General features: G+C 42.2%; 15 protein-coding genes. 7 read left to right on the top strand and 8 right to left on the bottom strand.

Annotation, left to right across the window (positions count from 1 at the left end; translation table 11 throughout):
• Positions 1–123 precede the first annotated feature (123 nt).
• Positions 124–1,617: an Lcl C-terminal domain-containing protein gene (locus tag FR932_RS19430; RefSeq protein ID WP_019443224.1), complete on the top strand. Its 1,494-nt coding sequence runs from the start codon at positions 124–126 to the stop codon at positions 1,615–1,617.
• Between the two features lie 14 nt (positions 1,618–1,631).
• Complete coding sequence (locus tag FR932_RS19425; RefSeq protein ID WP_019443223.1) at positions 1,632–2,210, top strand: Lcl C-terminal domain-containing protein; 579 nt, start codon at positions 1,632–1,634, stop codon at positions 2,208–2,210.
• A 102-nt stretch (positions 2,211–2,312) separates the two neighbouring features.
• Here FR932_RS19425 and dapA read toward each other — a convergent pair whose 3' ends face one another.
• Entirely contained in the window at positions 2,313–3,230 is a 918-nt protein-coding gene (gene dapA / locus FR932_RS19420; RefSeq protein ID WP_019442569.1) for a 4-hydroxy-tetrahydrodipicolinate synthase, read from the bottom strand.
• A 431-nt stretch (positions 3,231–3,661) separates the two neighbouring features.
• On the opposite strand from dapA, the gene rsmC reads away from it, so the two are divergent.
• Positions 3,662–4,696 (top strand): 16S rRNA (guanine(1207)-N(2))-methyltransferase RsmC, encoded by a 1,035-nt coding sequence (gene rsmC, locus FR932_RS19415; RefSeq protein WP_019442570.1) that lies wholly within the window; start codon positions 3,662–3,664, stop codon positions 4,694–4,696.
• Positions 4,697–4,927: 231 nt separating this feature from the next.
• Here the strand turns inward: rsmC and FR932_RS19410 are convergent, their stop codons facing one another.
• Together FR932_RS19410 and parC are read right to left on the bottom strand one after the other, a co-directional pair.
• Positions 4,928–5,647: a 1-acylglycerol-3-phosphate O-acyltransferase gene (locus FR932_RS19410; protein ID WP_019442572.1), complete on the bottom strand. Its 720-nt coding sequence runs from the start codon at positions 5,645–5,647 to the stop codon at positions 4,928–4,930.
• A gap of 67 nt (positions 5,648–5,714) precedes the next feature.
• Positions 5,715–7,970 carry a DNA topoisomerase IV subunit A gene (parC, locus tag FR932_RS19405; protein ID WP_019442573.1) on the bottom strand — a complete coding sequence of 752 codons (2,256 nt, stop codon included), beginning with the start codon at positions 7,968–7,970 and terminating at the stop codon, positions 5,715–5,717.
• A gap of 247 nt (positions 7,971–8,217) precedes the next feature.
• On the opposite strand from parC, the gene FR932_RS19400 reads away from it, so the two are divergent.
• Positions 8,218–8,817, top strand: a complete 600-nt coding sequence (locus FR932_RS19400) for a LysM-like peptidoglycan-binding domain-containing protein (protein WP_019442574.1) — start codon at positions 8,218–8,220, stop codon at positions 8,815–8,817.
• Between the two features lie 33 nt (positions 8,818–8,850).
• Here FR932_RS19400 and ftsX read toward each other — a convergent pair whose 3' ends face one another.
• From ftsX to ftsY, 3 genes are all read right to left on the bottom strand, one after another.
• On the bottom strand, positions 8,851–9,810 hold the full coding sequence (gene ftsX, locus FR932_RS19395) for a permease-like cell division protein FtsX (RefSeq protein ID WP_019442575.1): 960 nt from the start codon (positions 9,808–9,810) through the stop codon (positions 8,851–8,853).
• 1 nt (position 9,811) lies between these two features.
• Entirely contained in the window at positions 9,812–10,483 is a 672-nt protein-coding gene (ftsE, locus tag FR932_RS19390) for a cell division ATP-binding protein FtsE (protein WP_019442576.1), read from the bottom strand.
• A gap of 118 nt (positions 10,484–10,601) precedes the next feature.
• Positions 10,602–11,870, bottom strand: a complete 1,269-nt coding sequence (gene ftsY / locus FR932_RS19385; RefSeq protein WP_019442577.1) for a signal recognition particle-docking protein FtsY — start codon at positions 11,868–11,870, stop codon at positions 10,602–10,604.
• A 100-nt stretch (positions 11,871–11,970) separates the two neighbouring features.
• Here ftsY and rsmD point away from each other — a divergent pair, with 100 nt between their 5' ends.
• The gene (gene rsmD, locus FR932_RS19380) at positions 11,971–12,585 is read left to right on the top strand and encodes a 16S rRNA (guanine(966)-N(2))-methyltransferase RsmD (protein ID WP_019442578.1); all 615 of its coding nucleotides are present in this window, start codon (positions 11,971–11,973) and stop codon (positions 12,583–12,585) included.
• 112 nt (positions 12,586–12,697) lie between these two features.
• Positions 12,698–13,321: a LysE family translocator gene (locus FR932_RS19375; RefSeq protein WP_019442579.1), complete on the top strand. Its 624-nt coding sequence runs from the start codon at positions 12,698–12,700 to the stop codon at positions 13,319–13,321.
• A 23-nt stretch (positions 13,322–13,344) separates the two neighbouring features.
• On the opposite strand, the gene FR932_RS19370 is transcribed toward FR932_RS19375, so the two are convergent.
• Positions 13,345–14,262, bottom strand: a complete 918-nt coding sequence (locus FR932_RS19370) for a helix-turn-helix domain-containing protein (protein ID WP_019442580.1) — start codon at positions 14,260–14,262, stop codon at positions 13,345–13,347.
• Between the two features lie 191 nt (positions 14,263–14,453).
• Here FR932_RS19370 and FR932_RS19365 point away from each other — a divergent pair, with 191 nt between their 5' ends.
• The gene (locus FR932_RS19365) at positions 14,454–15,362 is read left to right on the top strand and encodes a DMT family transporter (RefSeq protein ID WP_019442581.1); all 909 of its coding nucleotides are present in this window, start codon (positions 14,454–14,456) and stop codon (positions 15,360–15,362) included.
• A gap of 223 nt (positions 15,363–15,585) precedes the next feature.
• Here FR932_RS19365 and metH read toward each other — a convergent pair whose 3' ends face one another.
• Positions 15,586–19,275, bottom strand: coding sequence for a methionine synthase (gene metH / locus FR932_RS19360; protein WP_019442582.1), 3,690 nt, complete (start codon positions 19,273–19,275; stop codon positions 15,586–15,588).
• Between the last annotated feature and the right edge of the window lie 2 nt (positions 19,276–19,277).

Raw genomic sequence — 19,277 nt, 5'->3', positions numbered from 1 at the left:
TACTATCGTGCCACGCTTAAATTAACATATTGATAACATAAGCTATCAATAGGTTCTTTATAGAGTAATAAATAATGATTATTCAGTAACGGATTACTGGTGTAGCAATAATAAGGATTTTATATGCACTTAAAAAAGTTAAGTTTCTTAACTATTTTTTTGCTGTCACTCGGCTTAACAGGCTGCGGCAGTGATAATTTAGACGCGATAAATGGGAATACTGGTGACAGCTCTAATGACAGTTCTGACGATAGTTCTGACGATAGTCCAGGCGATACTACCGATGATGGCTCTGGTGATACGAATGTATATACCGCGACTTTCGACACAATACCTAGAGTTATTCAGCGTGGACAGACGCTTACCCTAAATTACCCTTTAGATAAAACGACCCCCTCTGAGCTTAATTACAGCTTAAACATTAGCGGCACTGCTGTTATGGGGGAAAACGCAGATTACACGATTAGTAATGCTGCAGTGCTCACCTTTACTGCAGCTTCAAATACTGCCAGCCTCACTATTACGACATATCAAAAACAAGACGTATACGACGCACGAACGCTGAATCTTATTTTCACTGATTCAGACGGTGATCAGTTTACTCAGCCGCTGCTTATCTCTGGCAACGTTTACCTTAATGATTCTGGAGTAAGCAATTATTCTGACGGTAGTGACTTTACTCTCGGCGCACAACCGGGCGACGATCTTGCTCTGCAAGATGCGGCATATGGACTAGATGTCATTATTAACTCCAATGCACTGGCTAATGCAGGCGGAGATATTCAAGATCCCAGTAGCCAGTTTTATAAAAACAGCCGCGATATCGACAGTGCCGATACCGAATATAAAGGCAGAGCAGGATTTCGCTTTGTGAAGATAGGCAATGACGGTATGCCGAGAACAGCTAACAGCACTGATTACAGCTGTGTTAAGGATGAAATAACCGGATTAACCTGGCAGGTGAAAGGCCCAACAAACCTTTTAACCAATCAAGAAACCGATAACACCCTACCAGATCGCTACACAATGGATGACAAAACTAACTACAGTGCCGCTAACTTTGTCTATGCTTGGTGGTCATCAAAGCTAGGTACTACAGGCCGAGGCTGGAGATATACTCTCAATGACAGCACACTTGATACCGCCACTGACGATTCTGATTATGCCAATGCTACCTGTGGTTATCTAAAAGATCTATCAGGAAGGGAAAACGAGCTCTATTGCAGTTCAGGCGCCTATGCAGACGAAGTGAACTTTTTGGGGGTATGCGGTCAAGCTAACTGGCTGGTCCCTAGTGTTGAGCAATTAAGAAGTATCATTGATTACAGTAAAGTAACTGATTACTCGACCTTATCATTAGCGACTGATCACGCGCTGGATAGCGACTTCTTTGATTGTACGGGTAATGACTGTGTCGTGAGTAATGATGGTAACCCCGTTTACTGGACTTCATCACAGGTGAAGGGCGCTGAATCATTAGCTTGGTGTATCAACCTACAAACAGGTAGCGTGAACACCTGTAATAAAGATGAAGGGCGTAAAGTAATGCTGGTAAGCAGTAATATCCCAGCTGAATTTTTCACTCAAGCTGCTGATGATTCAGCTGAATCAGAATAATAAGAGCCATTATCATGATAAAATCAACAACCATACTACTGCTTAGTTCAAGCCTGTTTAGTCTCGCAGCTATTGCAGCTATCGAAGCAGTTAATATTAATTGCGACCCTGCTCTCTATCAAGATTACACGCCGTCTGACTTTATTGATAATAAGGATGGCAGCGTTACCGATCTGCGTACCAGTTTAACGTGGGCAAAATGCAGTATCGGGCAAACTTATACCTTGTCATCCAATTCATGCTCAGGCAGTGGCGCGATCAGTTATGCCACTTGGAGTGACGCACTTGCCGCTGCAGAAAGTTATAGCATCAATGGCATTACCGGTTGGCGTTTACCTAACATTAAAGAACTCGGCTCACTCGTCGATCGCAGCTGCGCTGAACCTGCAATCAATTTAACGCTATTTCCAAATACAATATCGAGTGTGTATTATTCAAGTACGCCATTTAATGCTGGTGCAACAGGTGCTGAATACAGCCATCTGATATCACGTGTTATCGACTTTGCTAAAGGCACTGAAATGCCGCTTGGACAACATGATAGTTCGTTAACGACTTATGCGGTTCGCGCTGTAAAAGGTGGTTATCGATAAACTATAAGCGATAAACTATAACTGATAAACAAATCGGCTAAGATCAAAAACGGCGAGCTAAGCTCGCCGTTTCATTATTTATAAAGCCTTACAGCATCAAGTTTAAATCAACTCTAATTCAACCATAGCGGCTCGAATTTCGTCTTTTGTACCTTGGGTTAGTTCAATAACAGGTAAGCGACACTCAGGCTCACACAGGCCGAGTAACGATACTGCGTACTTCACACCAGCAGGGCTTGTTTCTTTAAACATTAAATTATGTAGCGTGATCAAACGATCTTGTAATTCTCTCGCTTCAACATATTTACCCGCAAACGTTAATTCCTGCACTTGTGCATACAGTTTTGGCGCAACGTTAGCAGATACCGAAATAAGGCCATTACCGCCAGATACGTTATAAGCAACCGTCGTACAGTCATCACCAGAGAGGAAAGAGAAATCACCTTTAATTAGTTGGCGCTCTAACCAAGGGCGTGACAGATCACCTGTTGCATCTTTAATGCCGACTACATTTTCAAGCTCAGCCATACGCGCTAATGTTTCAGGTTGGATATCCACAATCGCACGACCAGGGATATTGTAAACAATGATTGGCAGGTCGTTGTTATCATTTATCGCTTTAAAATGTTGAAACAAACCTTCCTGGCATGGACGGTTATAATAACCAGCGACATGTAACGTCGCAATCGCACCAGCAGCTTGCGCATGATTAGATAATAAGATCGCATCCGTCGGATTGTTCGAGCCTGCACCAGCAATCACCGGTAAGCGTCCCGCGGCTTGGCTAACCACAATATCAAGGATCTGACAATGCTCTTCTAATGACAGTGTTGGACACTCGCCAGTTGTTCCCACAGCAACAATACCATGCGTACCTTGCGCTACATGCCAGTCCACCAAATTACGTAATGCCGGTTCATCAATTTCATTATTTTTAAACGGGGTAACCAAAGCAACAATTGAGCCTTTAAGTAATGCTTTCATTGCTGATTTATCGGTGACCGTTGAGTTAACACTCATAGAAGCTCCATTTCGGTTATAAAAAAACCTCGAATACATAAATTGCGGTCGAGGTTCCTATAGGGATTTATATGTTCTCGAATCACATGCTACACAAGCTTTAATTTGCCTTGTTTATCTTGTTTTCGTTTTAAAGTAAGCATGTGACGTTCTCATTTTGATGAAAAAAAATATGTAAGCGATTATTATTTATCGTTTACTTTTAATCTTTATTGTTACTTTTTTACATTTAATAATTCGTCATTCACCGCAAAATGTCAAGCAGGATAATACATAAGTAAATTCAAACAGCTAATCCAACATTAAAATAGCGTCCTAAGCAACTCGCACGATACCTAATCAGTCAGCCGAAAGGAGAAGATATTGAAGTTGTTTGGGTATATACTCACCGACTAAATCTTCGAGCAAATTAAGTAAAAGAGTCCAAACCCATGATCAGCAATAGCTACACCCTAGCAAGTCAATTACTCGCACGTAACACTGCACATTTTGAAGATAAAGACCTGTTGATTGCGGGTTACATCGAAGATACATATCCGGTTGAATTAGCTAAGGTAGCTAAAAAAACAACCTTATTCAGCTACGACTATTCCGCTAAACTGCATTATGATGATATCAGCAGCATTGATAACCATTGCTCGACTGAATACCAAGCGGTGAAAAAACACCAAGTTGCTTTGGTTTATATGTCAAAATCAAAAGCTGAAGTAGAATACTTGTTAGCTAACATTACCGAACATCTTGAAGATGGTGCAATGATCTTCATGGTAGGTGAGAACAACGCCGGTATCCGTAGCGCAAATAAATTCTTTGCCCCGTATGGTGATATTTGTAACAAACTCGACGCTGCACGTCGTAGCTCGTTATATGTCACTGAATTAAATAAACCTGTCGCTAAATTTGTGCAAGACGATTGGATCACGACATTCCCAATCTCAGCGAATGGTGTTGACCTAACTGTGTGTACATTACCAGGTGTCTTTAGCCACGGTAAATTAGATACAGGCAGTAATATTCTGCTTAATAACCTACACAAAAAACCATCAGGTCGTGTACTTGATCTCGGTTGTGGTGCAGGTATTATCGGTAGTTATATCGCTAAACGCTTCCCAGAAAGCAAAGTTGAAATGACTGATGTAAGTGCGCTAGCGGTTAAATCAAGTCAACTCACATTAGCAGCAAATGAATTAGCTGGCCAAGCTTACCTGTCTGATGTTTATTCAGATGTGGAAGGTACATTCGATTATATTATTTCGAACCCACCGTTCCACGCTGGTTTAAAAACCCATTATGCAAGCACTGAAACCTTCTTAAAAGAAGCGAATAGCTACATCAACCCACGCGGCCATTTAGTCTTAGTTGCCAACAGTTTCTTGAAATACCCTGAGATTATTGAAGCCGCTTTCGGCCATTGCTTACTGCAAATTAAATCATCTAAATTTGCCGTCTATTATGCTAATAAATAACCGATAATAAATAACCGATAATAAATAACCGATAATAAATAGTAACGCAAATAATAAGATGCTAAAAATGGCTCGATGATAAATGCAATCATCGGCCATTTAGTATAAACAAAAACGCCCATCACAATGCAATTGTGATGGGCGTTTTACTATCAACTTTAAACCTTCAATCATTTACCTTAAGTTAAGAATAAAGTTAAGAATAAAGTTAAGGCTAAAGCTTACGTTTAACTAAGCGTCTCTTGCTTCTGCAGATAACTCATCAATACGTTTTTTCATGATCGCATGCACGTCTGTTGATAATTGACGTACCGCTTTACGCTCTAAACCTGCTGTGGCAATCGGATCCATGATTTCAATAATCACTTCGCCATTATCCCAACGGTTTAATTTAATTTTGTTGTGGGTATTTGAACAGCATACCGGCACAATCGGCACTTCAGCTTGGATAGCTGTATGGAAGGCACCCGTCTTAAATGGCAATAAACCACGACCACGACTACGTGTCCCTTCAGCAAACATCCAAATACTCAAATGACCTTTTTTAATGCGATCTGCCACAGCTGAAATAGTACCAACGGCTTTGCTTTTGTTATTACGGTCGATCAGGATATTACCTGACAGCCAATATACAAAACCAAAAATAGGCACCCAAATTAAGCTTTTCTTACCAACAGATACAGTGCCAGGCTGTACTGCTGCAGTCATAGTAATCAAATCAAAATTGTTTTGATGATTACCGACAAAAACATACGGACCAGCATCATTCAAACCGGTTGGTTTACGAACTGTTAATTTAACCCCCAAAATACGCGCCAATCGGGAGAAGTTTCTCGCCACGCATGCAACGTGCTTTGGATTACGAGGCTGTAAACTAAAGCGTACAATACTCATGAGTAATAAGTAGATCATGAACAACATGACTAAGACTAAACGACCAATAAATAACATTTGTAACCCTCTTTTAACATCACCGCAGTATACCGAGCAAAAACTCGGTGTACAAGCGTTAGCTGAATTATTCTTGCGCTACATCTAGGCTATCAACACGCTGTAATCCACGTGGTAATTTGAAACCGCGACGCCCTCGCTCACCTTTGTAGTGCTCTAAATCAGCAGGTTTTAATGTTAACTTACGTTTACCAGCATATAATGTTACTGACTGCCCTTCTGGCACAATTGTCAGCATTTGCACATACTCTTCACGGCTTTTAACGCGTGCAGATGGAATGTTCATTAATTTATTACCCTTACCTTTAGACAGTAATGGCAATGATGACAGTGGGAAGATAAGCATTCTACCTTCGTTAGAAATAATTAAGCCCTGATCAGTGCTGATATCGCTCACCGCTTGTGGTTCAATGACTAAGCCACCAGCAGGTAAGGTTAATAACGCTTTACCATTTTTATTACGGCTCACCATGTCACTGAATTTGCCAATAAAACCGTAACCCGCATCAGAGCTGAGTAAGAATTGTTGACTATCCTCCGCCATCAAGGCATGAGTAAAGGTCTGCCCGGCTGCAAGCGTGAAACGCGTAGTCAATGGCTCACCCTGACTACGTGCCGATGGCAACGTGTGTGCATCCAATGCAAACGAACGACCACTTGAATCAATAAAGACTGCAGGGCAATTACTGCGGCCTTCTGCGGCATCTTTATATTCATCACTGGCTTTGTAGCTGAGTCCTTTGGCATCCACATCATGCCCTTTAGCACAGCGTGCCCAGCCTTGTTGTGACAACACCACGGTCACCGCTTCATTTGGCATCAATTCTTTTTCTGTTAACGCTTTTGCTTCTGTACGCTCGATAATCGGTGAACGGCGTTCATCACCAAATTTCTCGGCGTCCATAATAAGTTCTTTTTTCACTAAGGTAGCTAAACGGCGATCTGAACTTAATAGCTGTTCTAATTTATGGCGCTCAGTGTTTAATTCACCTTGCTCGCCACGAATACGCATTTCTTCTAACTTAGCTAAATGGCGTAATTTAAGCTCAAGTACAGCTTCTGCTTGTTTAACCGATAAATCAAAACGGCTGATGAGCTCGGCTTTCGGATCGTCATACTGGCGAATGATTTCAATCACTTCATCAATATTCAAAAAGGCGATCAATAAACCATCAAGGGTATGTAAACGCGCCAGAACTTTATCTAAACGGAACTGTAAACGACGACGGACTGTCGCATTACGGAACTCTAGCCATTCTGATAATATGGTCTTTAACCCTTTAACTTGTGGTTTCTCATTCAAGCCAATCATGTTCAAGTTAACACGGTAATTTTTTTCCAGATCCGTACTGGCAAATAAATGCGCCATTAACTGCTCGATATCAATACGATTCGAACGTGGCACGATCACTAAACGGGTTGGATTTTCATGATCGGATTCATCGCGTAAATCCGCGACCATAGGTAATTTTTTAGCCTGCATTTGCGCTGCAATCTGCTCTAAAATTTTACCACCCGAGACTTGATGCGGGAGTGCGCTAATGACAATATCACCACTTTCTAGCGTGAACACAGCGCGCATTTTAATGCTGCCTTTACCGCTTTCATAGATCTTGGCGATATCTTTTTCTGGTGTAATGATCTCTGCTTCAGTCGGATAATCTGGGCCTTTTACATACGCCATTAATTCTGACAATTCAGCTTTAGGTTTATCAATTAGATGCAAACAAGCATTGGTAATCTCACGCACATTATGTGGTGGAATATCCGTTGCCATACCTACCGCAATACCGGTGACACCATTTAATAAAATATGGGGTAAACGTGCAGGTAACAATTGCGGCTCTTTCATGGTGCCATCAAAGTTAGGTAACCAGTCAACCGTGCCTAAGCCCACTTCTCCTAATAATACTTCTGCGAATTTTGACAATTTAGCTTCGGTGTAACGCATTGCTGCAAATGATTTCGGATCATCCGGCGCACCCCAGTTACCTTGACCATCAACCAGCGGATAACGATAAGAAAAGGGTTGCGCCATCAATACCATCGCTTCATAACAGGCACTATCACCGTGAGGATGATACTTACCTAATACGTCACCGACCGTACGTGCTGATTTCTTATATTTTGCACCAGCATGTAAGCCAAGTTCAGACATAGCATAGGTAATACGGCGCTGTACTGGCTTTAAGCCATCACCAATATGAGGCAAGGCACGATCCATGATCACATACATGGAGTAATTCAAATATGCTTGCTCGGTAAATTCCCTTAGCGGTTGTTCTTCGACACCGTCTAAGCTCATATCAATAACGTCAGTCATCAAGAGTCCTGTTATTTAGAATAAAATAAAAATTTAATAATTAAAGGCGAAAACAACATATGCTATTTATAAGCATTTATATTATGATGAAACGCGTTATAAAATTATCTTAGATAATAACACTTAGCCATATTTAGACCTGTTATAGATAGCTATTTCAACTATAACTCGGCACGATTGTTATTATCTAAGGCGACTTTACTTAGCTCGTAATCCGATTAAAAACAAAAATGACAGGAAATTAATCATGGGGAGCAATGCATTATATTCTCTTATAGAAAAAACTAAATTATTATTTCCATCATTAACAAAACGCGTCAGTATGTTGCGTAACGCATTCAAATCACTGCCGCGCCTGCACCGTAAATTATTACCTATACTATCACTGATTGTCATAGTACTGCTGCTTATACCGAGCACAGATACAATGAATCCGAGTAACGCGAGTACGAATGAGCGTAAGTCAATCACACTGACCATCGCACCAACTCAAAATGTAGCAAATAAAGCAGGTCTAGAACAGGGACCAACGAGCAATACACCACAGCCGGTAGCAATTAAAGTACTGGATCCAGAAAATATTGATGGTGAATGGCGAGCACACGTTATTCGTAAAGGCGATTCTGTTTATCGCATTTTCCGCCAATACGATATACCTTCAGCGGTACTGCATGCTTTAATCGCAGTCCCAACGCCACAGCGGTATATAACCCAAGTGCAACCTGGACAAGTGATGTCATTTTACATCTCGACGGCAGGCAAATTAATACAACTTCGTATTACGGATGCAGATAGTGCACCGACGTTATTTGCATTACGTGAAGATGGCAGCTATATCTATCGCTAACAGTTATGTCAGTACCGCGATATGACGTAATGATTAACTCGGTTCGATTTTAGCGATATAGTAATTAACGGAAATGGCTGCTGAGATTAACCCCATGCCAATGGCAGTGATAAACAGCAGCATAATCTCGCTAAATACCAACCCCTCAATAGTGAATTCGGTGTTATATAATTGTGCAAGATTGAGCACCGTATCTTCCATCCAATACACCATAAATAGCGTTACCAGCCAAGCTAAAATCCCGCCGATCGCGCCATACCAAAAGCCGGTATATAAAAATGGTCGTTGTACAAACGCATTCGTCGCTCCCACCAATTTCAATACTTCAATTTCATCGCGATTAGATAAAATGTTAAGCCTTATGGTATTACCGGTAATTAACAATACCGAACTTAATAATAATACTGAGACCACTAATACGGCATCACTAAAGATCGAGATAATCCCTTCAAGGCGTGCTAACCACATAATATCCAACTTACCTTGCTGAACTTCAGGTTCACGCTCTAACTTCGCTAATAGCTCTTGCGCTGCAATCGAAGTGCGATAATAAGGTTTAGGCGTGACCACAACCACCGCTGGTAAAGGGTTATGATCGAGTAAGGTTAATGCCGATACTAGCCCTGAAGAACGCTTAAACTCTTCCATGCCCTGTTCTTTAGAAATATATTCAAAGCTATCAACTTCTTTATAGCTCTTCAAACGGTGTAATAAATTTTGGTAACGCGATTCCGCTAAATCTTTCTTCAGGAATAAATTAATATCGGTCGGGCTAGTCCACTCTTGGCTTACCGCTTGGCTATTTTTCAGTACCACATACAAGGTGCTTGGCAAGGCTAAACTCACGCCCAGCACTAACATCGTCATCAAAGAGGCTATAGGCGTGCGCCATACATCCGTTAGACTCGATATCGCGTGATGGATATGTTGTTGGCAGCGGATTTGAATACGTTTAATGATAGGAGCGTCAACGCGGTTGGTTTGCTTGTTCATGTTAAATCCCTTGTAACTCGTCATTACACATCTCGCCTTGCTTAATACGCAAAGTACGATAGCGCAGTTTAGCAATCAAACCCAAATCATGGGTCGCAATCAATACCGTGGTACCGCTGCGATTGAACTCTTCAAATAATTTAATGATCTCCATGGATAACTGTGGATCTAAATTACCTGTTGGTTCATCTGCCAGTAATAATTTCGGGCGGGAAATAATGGCACGAGCAATGCCCACGCGCTGTTGTTCACCACCAGACAGCATCGGCGGGTAACACTTGGCTTTATTGTACAAACCGACTTTATCTAATGCAGCCAATACCCTATTGTTAACTTGTTTGGCGGTATAGCCTTTAATGATCAACGGCAGCGCAACATTATCAAAAATAGTGCGGTCGACTAACAAACGATGATCTTGAAAGATAATACCGATATCACGACGTAAAAATGGAATGTCCGATTTACTGATTTTACTGACGTTACGATCATTAAGAAAAACATCGCCTGCCGTTGGTCGTTCAAGCATGCTAATTAATTTTAATAAGGTACTTTTACCTGCGCCAGAGGGCCCAGTTAAAAAAGCCATCTCGCCTTTTTCAAGGTGAAAATTAACTTTCTGTAATGCGCTAAGACTGCCAGGATAAACTTTAGATACATTATCAAACCGAATCATGATGACCGCGTCCTTGCTATGTGTTGCTATAAGGGCTGTGTGCTGGTATAAAAATCGTGAACACAATAGCTCACCGAGTTAACGATAAGTTATTGCGTAACACAGACTGCGAATGCTGCTATTTTTTATCTTCGTTACTAAACAGCGCTTCAATAAACTCTTCTGAATTAAAGGTACGTAAATCATCGATACCTTCACCAATACCAATAAAGCGGATTGGGATCTCGAATTTATCGGCAACAGCAAAAATAACACCACCCTTAGCGGTACCGTCTAATTTAGTAATGGTGATCCCAGTCAGACCTACTGCTTCTTTAAATAGTTCCGCTTGGCTTAAGGCATTTTGACCGGTACCCGCATCAATCGTTAACATAATTTCATGCGGCGCTGTCGCATCATGTTTACGCATCACCCTAACAACTTTCTTCAGCTCTTCCATTAAGTGGGCTTTATTTTGTAAACGACCGGCGGTATCAGCGATAAGCACGTCTACATCTTTGGCTGTTGCTGATTGCATTGCATCAAACAATACCGAGGCACTGTCAGCACCAGTGTGCTGTGCAACCACTGGGATATCGTTACGCTCGCCCCATACCTGTAATTGCTCGACGGCTGCAGCACGGAACGTATCACCCGCCGCTAACATCACTGATTTACCTTCACCTTGGAATTTCTTCGCCATCTTACCGATCGTGGTCGTCTTACCCACACCGTTCACACCTACCATTAAAATAACGTGCGGCTTGTTATTACTATCAATAACCAGTGGTTCATCCACCTTGTGCAGTAACTCTGCCATGTCTTTTTTCAGAATGTCATACAAGGCTTCCGCATCTTTTAATTCTTTACGTGATGCTTGCTGAGTTAAATTGTCAATAATACGCGTGGTTGTCGCAACACCTAGATCGGCAATTAATAACTGTTCTTCGAGTTCTTCAAATAACTCGTCATCGATATGCTTACCACGGAAAAAGTTTTTAAAGCCACTACCGATATTACCTTTGGTACGTGATAAGCCACGTTTCAAACGGGTAAAGAATTTATCTTTGTCAACGGGTTCTTCCGCTGCGGGCTCATCGTTAACCGGTGCAGAGTCTGTAACAACTGATTTATCAGCTTCGTCCACACTATCTGCGGCAACGTCAGCGTTCACAACCTCAGGCGCAATGACAACAGGCTCTGGCGTGATAATGTCTATTTCGCTAACAGCGCTGTTTTTTTCGAAATCAGCGATAAGTTGTAAATCTGCAGCGCGACGAATGGCTTTTTCTTCTGCCGTTTCATCATCGCTCGATACTAATAATGCCGGATCAACTTTAGCTTCATCCGTGTTACTTGCTTCTTTTTTACCTAAACCAAACCAATTCTTCATGCTTTTTTTTGCCATTTTTAGAAAACCTTACTTTCGCCAGTCTTGAACTGCTACAATGACCCAATATCAATATGGTGATTATATTATCACCTTTCTGTCCAGACAAAGAATTACTATGGCAAAATCTAGCACAAAACAACAAAATCAACGTCCTTCTGGGCATATTCGGATCATCAGTGGTCAATGGCGCGGTCGAAAACTACCGGTTAAAGATGTTATTGGTCTACGCCCGACAACCGACCGAATAAAAGAAACCGTATTCAATTGGTTATCACCTTATGTACGCGACAGTCATTGCCTCGATTTATTTGCTGGTAGTGGCGGCTTAATCTTTGAAGCATTGTCACGCTATGCAGAAAGCGGCCTACTATTTGAAAAAGACGCCGGGGCAGCAGCACAGTTACAACAAAACATTGATTTGTTAAAAGCCGATAACGCGCAGTTAGTACGTGGTGATACCTTAAAATTATTAACGAAAGTACCGACACAAACTTATGATATGGTGTTTATCGACCCGCCTTTCCGTCAAGATCTGCTGGAAGACTGCTGTGCTAAGCTCGAAGAATACAATTGGCTAAGTGCGGATGCAGTGATTTATATTGAACGTGAAAAAGAACTTAACCAAGTTAAATTACCCGCGAATTGGACGATCTTAAAAGAAAAACAAGCAGGACAGGTTTGTTTTGAATTGTATCAGCGTCAAGCAGTCATAAACACGACTGCTGAATAAACGCTGTGTCATAACAGAAAATCAATAAACAGCGAGTGCTCAAACCAGTTGAGCATTCGTTATTATGCCTATAGTGAGTGCGACGGTTACCCTACTTTGGAGAATAATAACAATGACGTTAGATACTTGGTTACTTTTTGTTTCGACTATTTTTGTGGTGATCTTAATTCCCGGTCCACTCTCAATTTATATGATCACCAACTCGATTGCTTATGGTATCAAGCAAACAGCCCCCGCCTTTGCCGGTGGTGTACTGGCGTCATCATTATACTTGATAGCCTCAGCAACAGGACTAGGCGCACTGATTATCGCCTCAGAAAGTTTATTCTCGGTGCTCAAAACTCTCGGCGCCCTTTACCTCGTGTATTTAGGGTTCACGACATGGCGTAATGCCAGTCGTGGCGGTAGCATTACGCTCACCGAAGAAGCGCAAAAGCCCAATAACAAAGCTATGTTTAGCAAAGCGTTTTTACTCGGCGCATCAAACCCCAAAGACATTTTGTTTTTCATCGCATTTTTACCACAATTTTTGAATCCACAAGCGGATTTATTTCAGCAATTGGTGGTAATTGTCAGTACTTGGATCGTGGTCGATTTGATTTGTAAGCTACTTTACGGCAGCACTTCGCATGCGATTAAACCGGTATTAACCAGTGCCCGTAACAAGATCCGTTTTGATAAAACCGTTGGTGGTATATTTGTCGCGGCAGGTGCCTCGGCCGCATTAATAAAATAGCGATTACCTCATGTGAGGAAATATTAACTCGCGCTTAAATTGCGATATTGGCGCGGGGAAATACCCACCAGCCTTTTAAAATAACGTCCCATGTGGCTTTGGTTCGCAAAGCCACACTGTAAGGCAATATCGGCCATACTTGCCTGACTCTTAGCAACACGTAGTTTCACTTGCTCAATTCGAATAGCCAATAAATAGGCTTGTGGTGTTTGCGCCATACTCTGTTTGAACATACGACAAAAATGATACTCACTCAATTGTGCTAATTCAGCCAACTCACTAAGATAAACCTGACGGTGAAAATTAGCTTGCATGTAATCACAAACCTGCGCAGCGACTTTAGGGGATAAGCCCCCTTTAATTGGCGACATCAGTTTAGTGATGCCCATATTCTGCAGCATAGACACTAAGATGGTATTGGTCACTTGCTCCATAGCCAGGTGATCATGCCCACTGTGCCAATCACTGGTTGCCATGCAATGCCGAAATAACGCTTCAGTAGCGGTGTCGTTGGTAAAAGTTAGCTCCGGTAGTTGTAACATCCGTGGATCAATATCAAATACCTTTAGCGCCAATTGTTTAAGGTAGTCATCACTAAAATATAAATGCATGAACTGCTGAGTTTGTCCAAGCTGCCAATGGCTCTCTGAGTCTTTCGGCATCAGACAAAATTTACCAGGCGCGCCAAAACCCGAATCGACATCGGTACGGTGAGTTTCATAACCCCCGGACATGTACAAACTCAGTGTATGCTGCTTATCATTGACATAATATAACCGGTCATTTTCATTTTGGTAATGTGCCCACGACAACGCCTCCGTTAATGACGTTTGTCGTAAACAGATCTTACTAGTTGATTGCTCAAAGCTTATTTCATTCGGCTCAAGTAACGACGAACTGCTATCGAGCCCGACATCAATGAGTGGTTTTATTAACGGCATAACAAAATATTACCATTAATGGCAGATTGCTCAACTGTTGCCGTGATCAAGGTAAGCATTAAACCGCAATATTGTGTTAGTTTTGCCAATATCGTGATATTTATACCCTTGCAGCAGTACCATAATGCAGATTAATGAATGGTTGTCGTGACACATGACATCCTCTATATAGTAATAATAAAGGATCTGCTATGTCAGCCATACTCTACGTTTCAATGATATTTATTTGGGGTTTTTCGTGGATATCAATCAAATGGCAACACGGTGATGTGCCAATGGAAGTTTCTATCTTTTACCGCTTTGCCATTGCCGCAATCGTCATGTTTGGGGTTGGTAAAATATGGGGGAAACTACAAACGGTAAGACGCCAAGACCACGCTTATTTAGCACTCCAAGGTGTGTGTTTATTTTGTTGTAACTTCCTCGCCTTTTACAGCGCGACCTTGTACATCCCCAGTGGCTTAGTCGCGGTATTCATGGCAACAGCACCAGTATTTAATGCCTTTCACAGCAAGCTGTTTTACCAGACCGAAACCAATGCTAATTTTTGGCTAGGGGCCATACTCGGCCTTGCTGGTATTAGCTTATTATTTGCTGGTGATTTATTACAAACCAATTGGTCGCAAGATACCTTATACGGTTTAATGTTTGCTTTAATCGGTACCTGGTGTTTCTCGATGGGTAATATGCTGAGTATCCGTAATACCAAAAATAATGTGCAGCCTTTTACCGCCACCAGCTATGCCATGGTATATGGTTGCATTGCGCTGTTAGTGATTATTCTAGTACGTGGCATCTCGTTTAAATTTACCCTGAGCACGCAATATATAGGCAGCTTATTGTATCTCGCCATTCCAGCATCGGTACTTGGTTTTACTTGTTATTTGATTTTAGTTGATCGACTTGGCGCCAGCAATGCAGCCTACATTTTAGTGATCACCCCGATTGTGGCCTTAAGTGTCTCTGCTGTATTTGAAGATTATCATTGGACGATTTATTCAACGCTCGGGCTGGTATTAGTGATACTTGGTAATGTATTAACCCAACGTAAAAAAGCATTGTTTACCCGTACTAAAAAATCGTTATTACAAGCGAGTTAATCAGGTTGATTTACAGACTTCTCTGCTGGCATCCGCTAAATATAAAAATGCCCGTGTAACAATTTGCTACACGGGCATTTTAGTAAATACATAAAACTAGATTCAACTCTACCGTATTAATTAAAGTAAGCCAGCTGTTGCTAGCATGGATGCTAGCCCCAAGCCCCCATGGATGGGTTCACGGCGAGCAGAGCGTGTTTAATCAATACGGAGTTAGAAAATATTAATCAGGCGCATAACCTAAGTTAGGCCCTAACCAACGTTCGGCTTCTTCAAGCGTCATGTTTTTACGTTCGGCATAGTCTTTCACTTGGTCTTCTTGAATCGATGCTACCGCAAAGTAACGTGATTCAGGGTGTGAGAATATCCACCCCGAAACCGCCGCACCTGGCCACATCGCATAAGAAGAGGTTAACTTCATGCCAATACTTTCTGGGTTTAATAATTCCCAAATAGTACCTTTCTCGGTATGCTCTGGACAAGCAGCATAACCCGGTGCCGGACGAATACCTTGGTATTTCTCTCGGATCAGGTCATCGTTATTCCACTCTTCTGTTGGCGTGAAGCCCCACTCTTCCTTACGCACTAATTCATGCAGACGTTCAGCCATGGCTTCCGCTAAACGGTCACACACAGATTGCACCAGAATAGCGTTGTAATCATCTTCAATACCCTTGAAGTAATTCGCCATATCATCTTCACCGATACCACCGGTTACCGCAAATGCACCAACGTAATCGAATTTACCCGATTCTTTCGGTGCCACGAAATCCGCTAAGCAATTATTATACTGCCCAGGTTTCTTCTTGGTTTGCTGACGCAGGTGTTCAAGACGCTTGAATACCTGAGTACGGGTTTCATCGGTATACACTTCAATGGTATCGCTATTCACTGTATTGGCAGGGAATAAACCAATCACACCGTTAACCCCCACTTCATTGGATTCTTGTAGACGATCAAGCATTGCATTAGCGTCATTAAACAAACTTTGTGCTTGCTCACCCACTACTTCATCAGTCAGGATACGAGGGTATTTACCCGCCAGCGTCCAGGTCATGAAGAAGGGCGTCCAATCAATGTATTTTCGCAATTCAGCAATTGAGTAGTTAATGTATTTTTGCACACCCAGTGTTTTCGGTACTGGTGGCGTGTAGTTAACCCAATCAATCGGCGCTTTGTTAGCACGAGCAACATCTAATGTTACTGGCGCACTACGCGGACGTTTACGGGCATGCTGTTCACGCGCTACTTCATATTCTTTAGCCATACGCGCAACGAGTTCAGGCTTTTTAGTTTCCGACAATAATGCCGATACGACACCTACCGCACGTGATGCATTAGATACATAAATCACCGGCTCATCGTAGTTTTGCTCAATCTTAACCGCGGTATGGGCTTTCGATGTTGTCGCACCACCAATCAGAATAGGCAGTTTAAAACCTTTACGTTTACATTCTTTTGCAACGTGAACCATTTCATCTAGCGATGGCGTGATAAGCCCCGACAAACCAATAATGTCACAGTTTTCTTCTACTGCTTTCTTGAGAATATCATCACAAGACACCATGACGCCCATATCAACGATTTCATAGTTATTACACTGTAAAACCACGCCAACAATATTCTTACCAATATCGTGTACATCGCCTTTTACCGTGGCTAATAATACCTTACCGTTGGAAGAGCCCTTTTGTTTTGACGCTTCAATATACGGGTTTAGATAAGCAACGGCACGCTTCATTACCCGAGCAGATTTAACGACTTGCGGTAAGAACATTTTACCCGCGCCGAATAAGTCACCAACCGTGTTCATGCCGTCCATTAACGGCCCTTCTATCACTTCTAACGGCAGTGTTGCTTGTTGACGAGCTTCTTCTGTATCTTCTTCAATAAATTCTGTAATCCCCTTAACTAACGCATGCTCTAAACGCTTGTTAACTTCAAAAGTACGCCATTCTTGTGTTTCGGCTTCCACTTCCACACCAGAATCACGGTATTTATCTGCAATGTCTAACAACGCTTCCGTGCCTTCAGCCGTACGATTTAGAATAACGTCTTCTACTGCATCTAATAATTCTTTTGGTAGGTCATCGTAAATCGCCAGCTGCCCAGCATTAACAATACCCATATCCATGCCCTCACGGATACAGTAATACAAGAACACCGCATGGATCGCTTCACGTAATGGATTGTTACCACGGAACGAGAACGAAACGTTAGATACCCCCCCCGAGATCATCGCATGCGGCAGTTCACGTTTAATGTCTTTCACCGCTTCGATGAAATCAACCGCATAGTTATTATGTTCTTCAATACCGGTTGCCACAGCAAAAATATTTGGATCGAAGATAATGTCTTCTGGCGGGTAATTTAATTCGTGCACCAAGATATCGTAAGAACGCTTACAAATTTGGAATTTACGTTCTTGGGTATCTGCCTGGCCTTTTTCATCAAACGCCATCACGATCATGGCAGCACCGTAACGACGAATTAACGTCGCTTGGCGGCGGAAGTTTTCTTCACCTTCTTTCAACGAAATTGAGTTAACAATGGCTTTACCCTGAACGCATTTCAGGCCCGCTTCTAGAATTTCCCATTTTGAAGAATCGATCATGATCGGCACTTTCGATATTTCAGGTTCAGAAGCGACTAAGTTTAAGAAACGCTGCATACAATGCAATGAATCCAACATGCCCTCATCCATATTGATATCGATGATTTGTGCGCCAGACTCGACTTGCTGCTGCGCAACATGCAGGGCTTCGTCGTAGTTTTCTTCTTTGATAAGACGTTTAAAACGTGCAGAACCAGTAACGTTAGTACGTTCACCGACGTTAACGAACAGGCTTTCTTTAGAAATTGTTAATGGCTCAAGACCACTTAAGCGACACGCAATGTCAATTTCAGGTAATACCCGCGGCGCGATACCTTCAACAGCATCCGCCATGGCTTTAATGTGCTCTGGCGTCGTACCACAACAGCCACCAACCATATTTAAGTAACCAGATTCAGCCCACTCCTTAATATGCTCTGCCATGTCTTCAGGGCTAAGATCATATTCACCAAAGGCATTTGGTAAACCAGCATTAGGATGCGCTGTCACATAGGTTTCAGAGATGCGCGATAGCTCGCCGACATATTGACGTAATTCATCCGGTCCTAATGCGCAGTTAAGACCAAAGGTGATCGGTTCTGCATGGCGTAATGAATTGTAGAATGCTTCTGTCGTTTGACCTGTTAATGTACGACCCGATGCATCGGTGATCGTGCCTGAGATCATGATAGGTAATTCGTAACCGAGTTCTTCGTATACCGTTTTCACCGCAAATACGGCCGCTTTCGCGTTCAAGGTATCAAAGATCGTTTCGATCAGAATAAAGTCAGAGCCACCTTCAATTAACGCTTTAGTTGATTCGATATACGCTTCAACCATCAGATCGAATGAGGTATTACGGAATGCAGGATCATTGACATCAGGAGAAATAGAACAAGTACGGTTTGTTGGCCCTAATACACCGGCAACAAAGCGTGGACGGTCAGGGTTTTCAGCGGTTTTTGCATCGGCCGCTTCACGGGCAATACGTGCCGCTTCGCGGTTGATCTCTGCCGATAATGATTCCATATCATAATCGGCCATCGCAATCGTCGTCGCGTTGAAGGTATTGGTTTCTAGAATATCGGCGCCGGCGTCGAGGTATTCTTTATGAATATCGGCAATGAGCTGCGGCTTACTTAATACCAATAAATCATTGTTACCTTTAACGTCACTATGCCAGTTAGCAAAGCGTTCGCCACGGTAATCAGCTTCTTCTAATTTATAGTCCTGGATCATCGTACCCATGCCGCCATCGATAAGCATGATACGTTTTTTTAATTGCTGTTCTAGTTGCTGTTGGTTTTTTATAGTAGCCACAA

This window comes from Moritella marina ATCC 15381 (genome assembly GCF_008931805.1).
Classification (GTDB): domain Bacteria; phylum Pseudomonadota; class Gammaproteobacteria; order Enterobacterales; family Moritellaceae; genus Moritella; species Moritella marina.
Note: the sequence above shows the minus strand (reverse complement) of the source record. Positions and strands in the feature narration are given on the sequence as shown.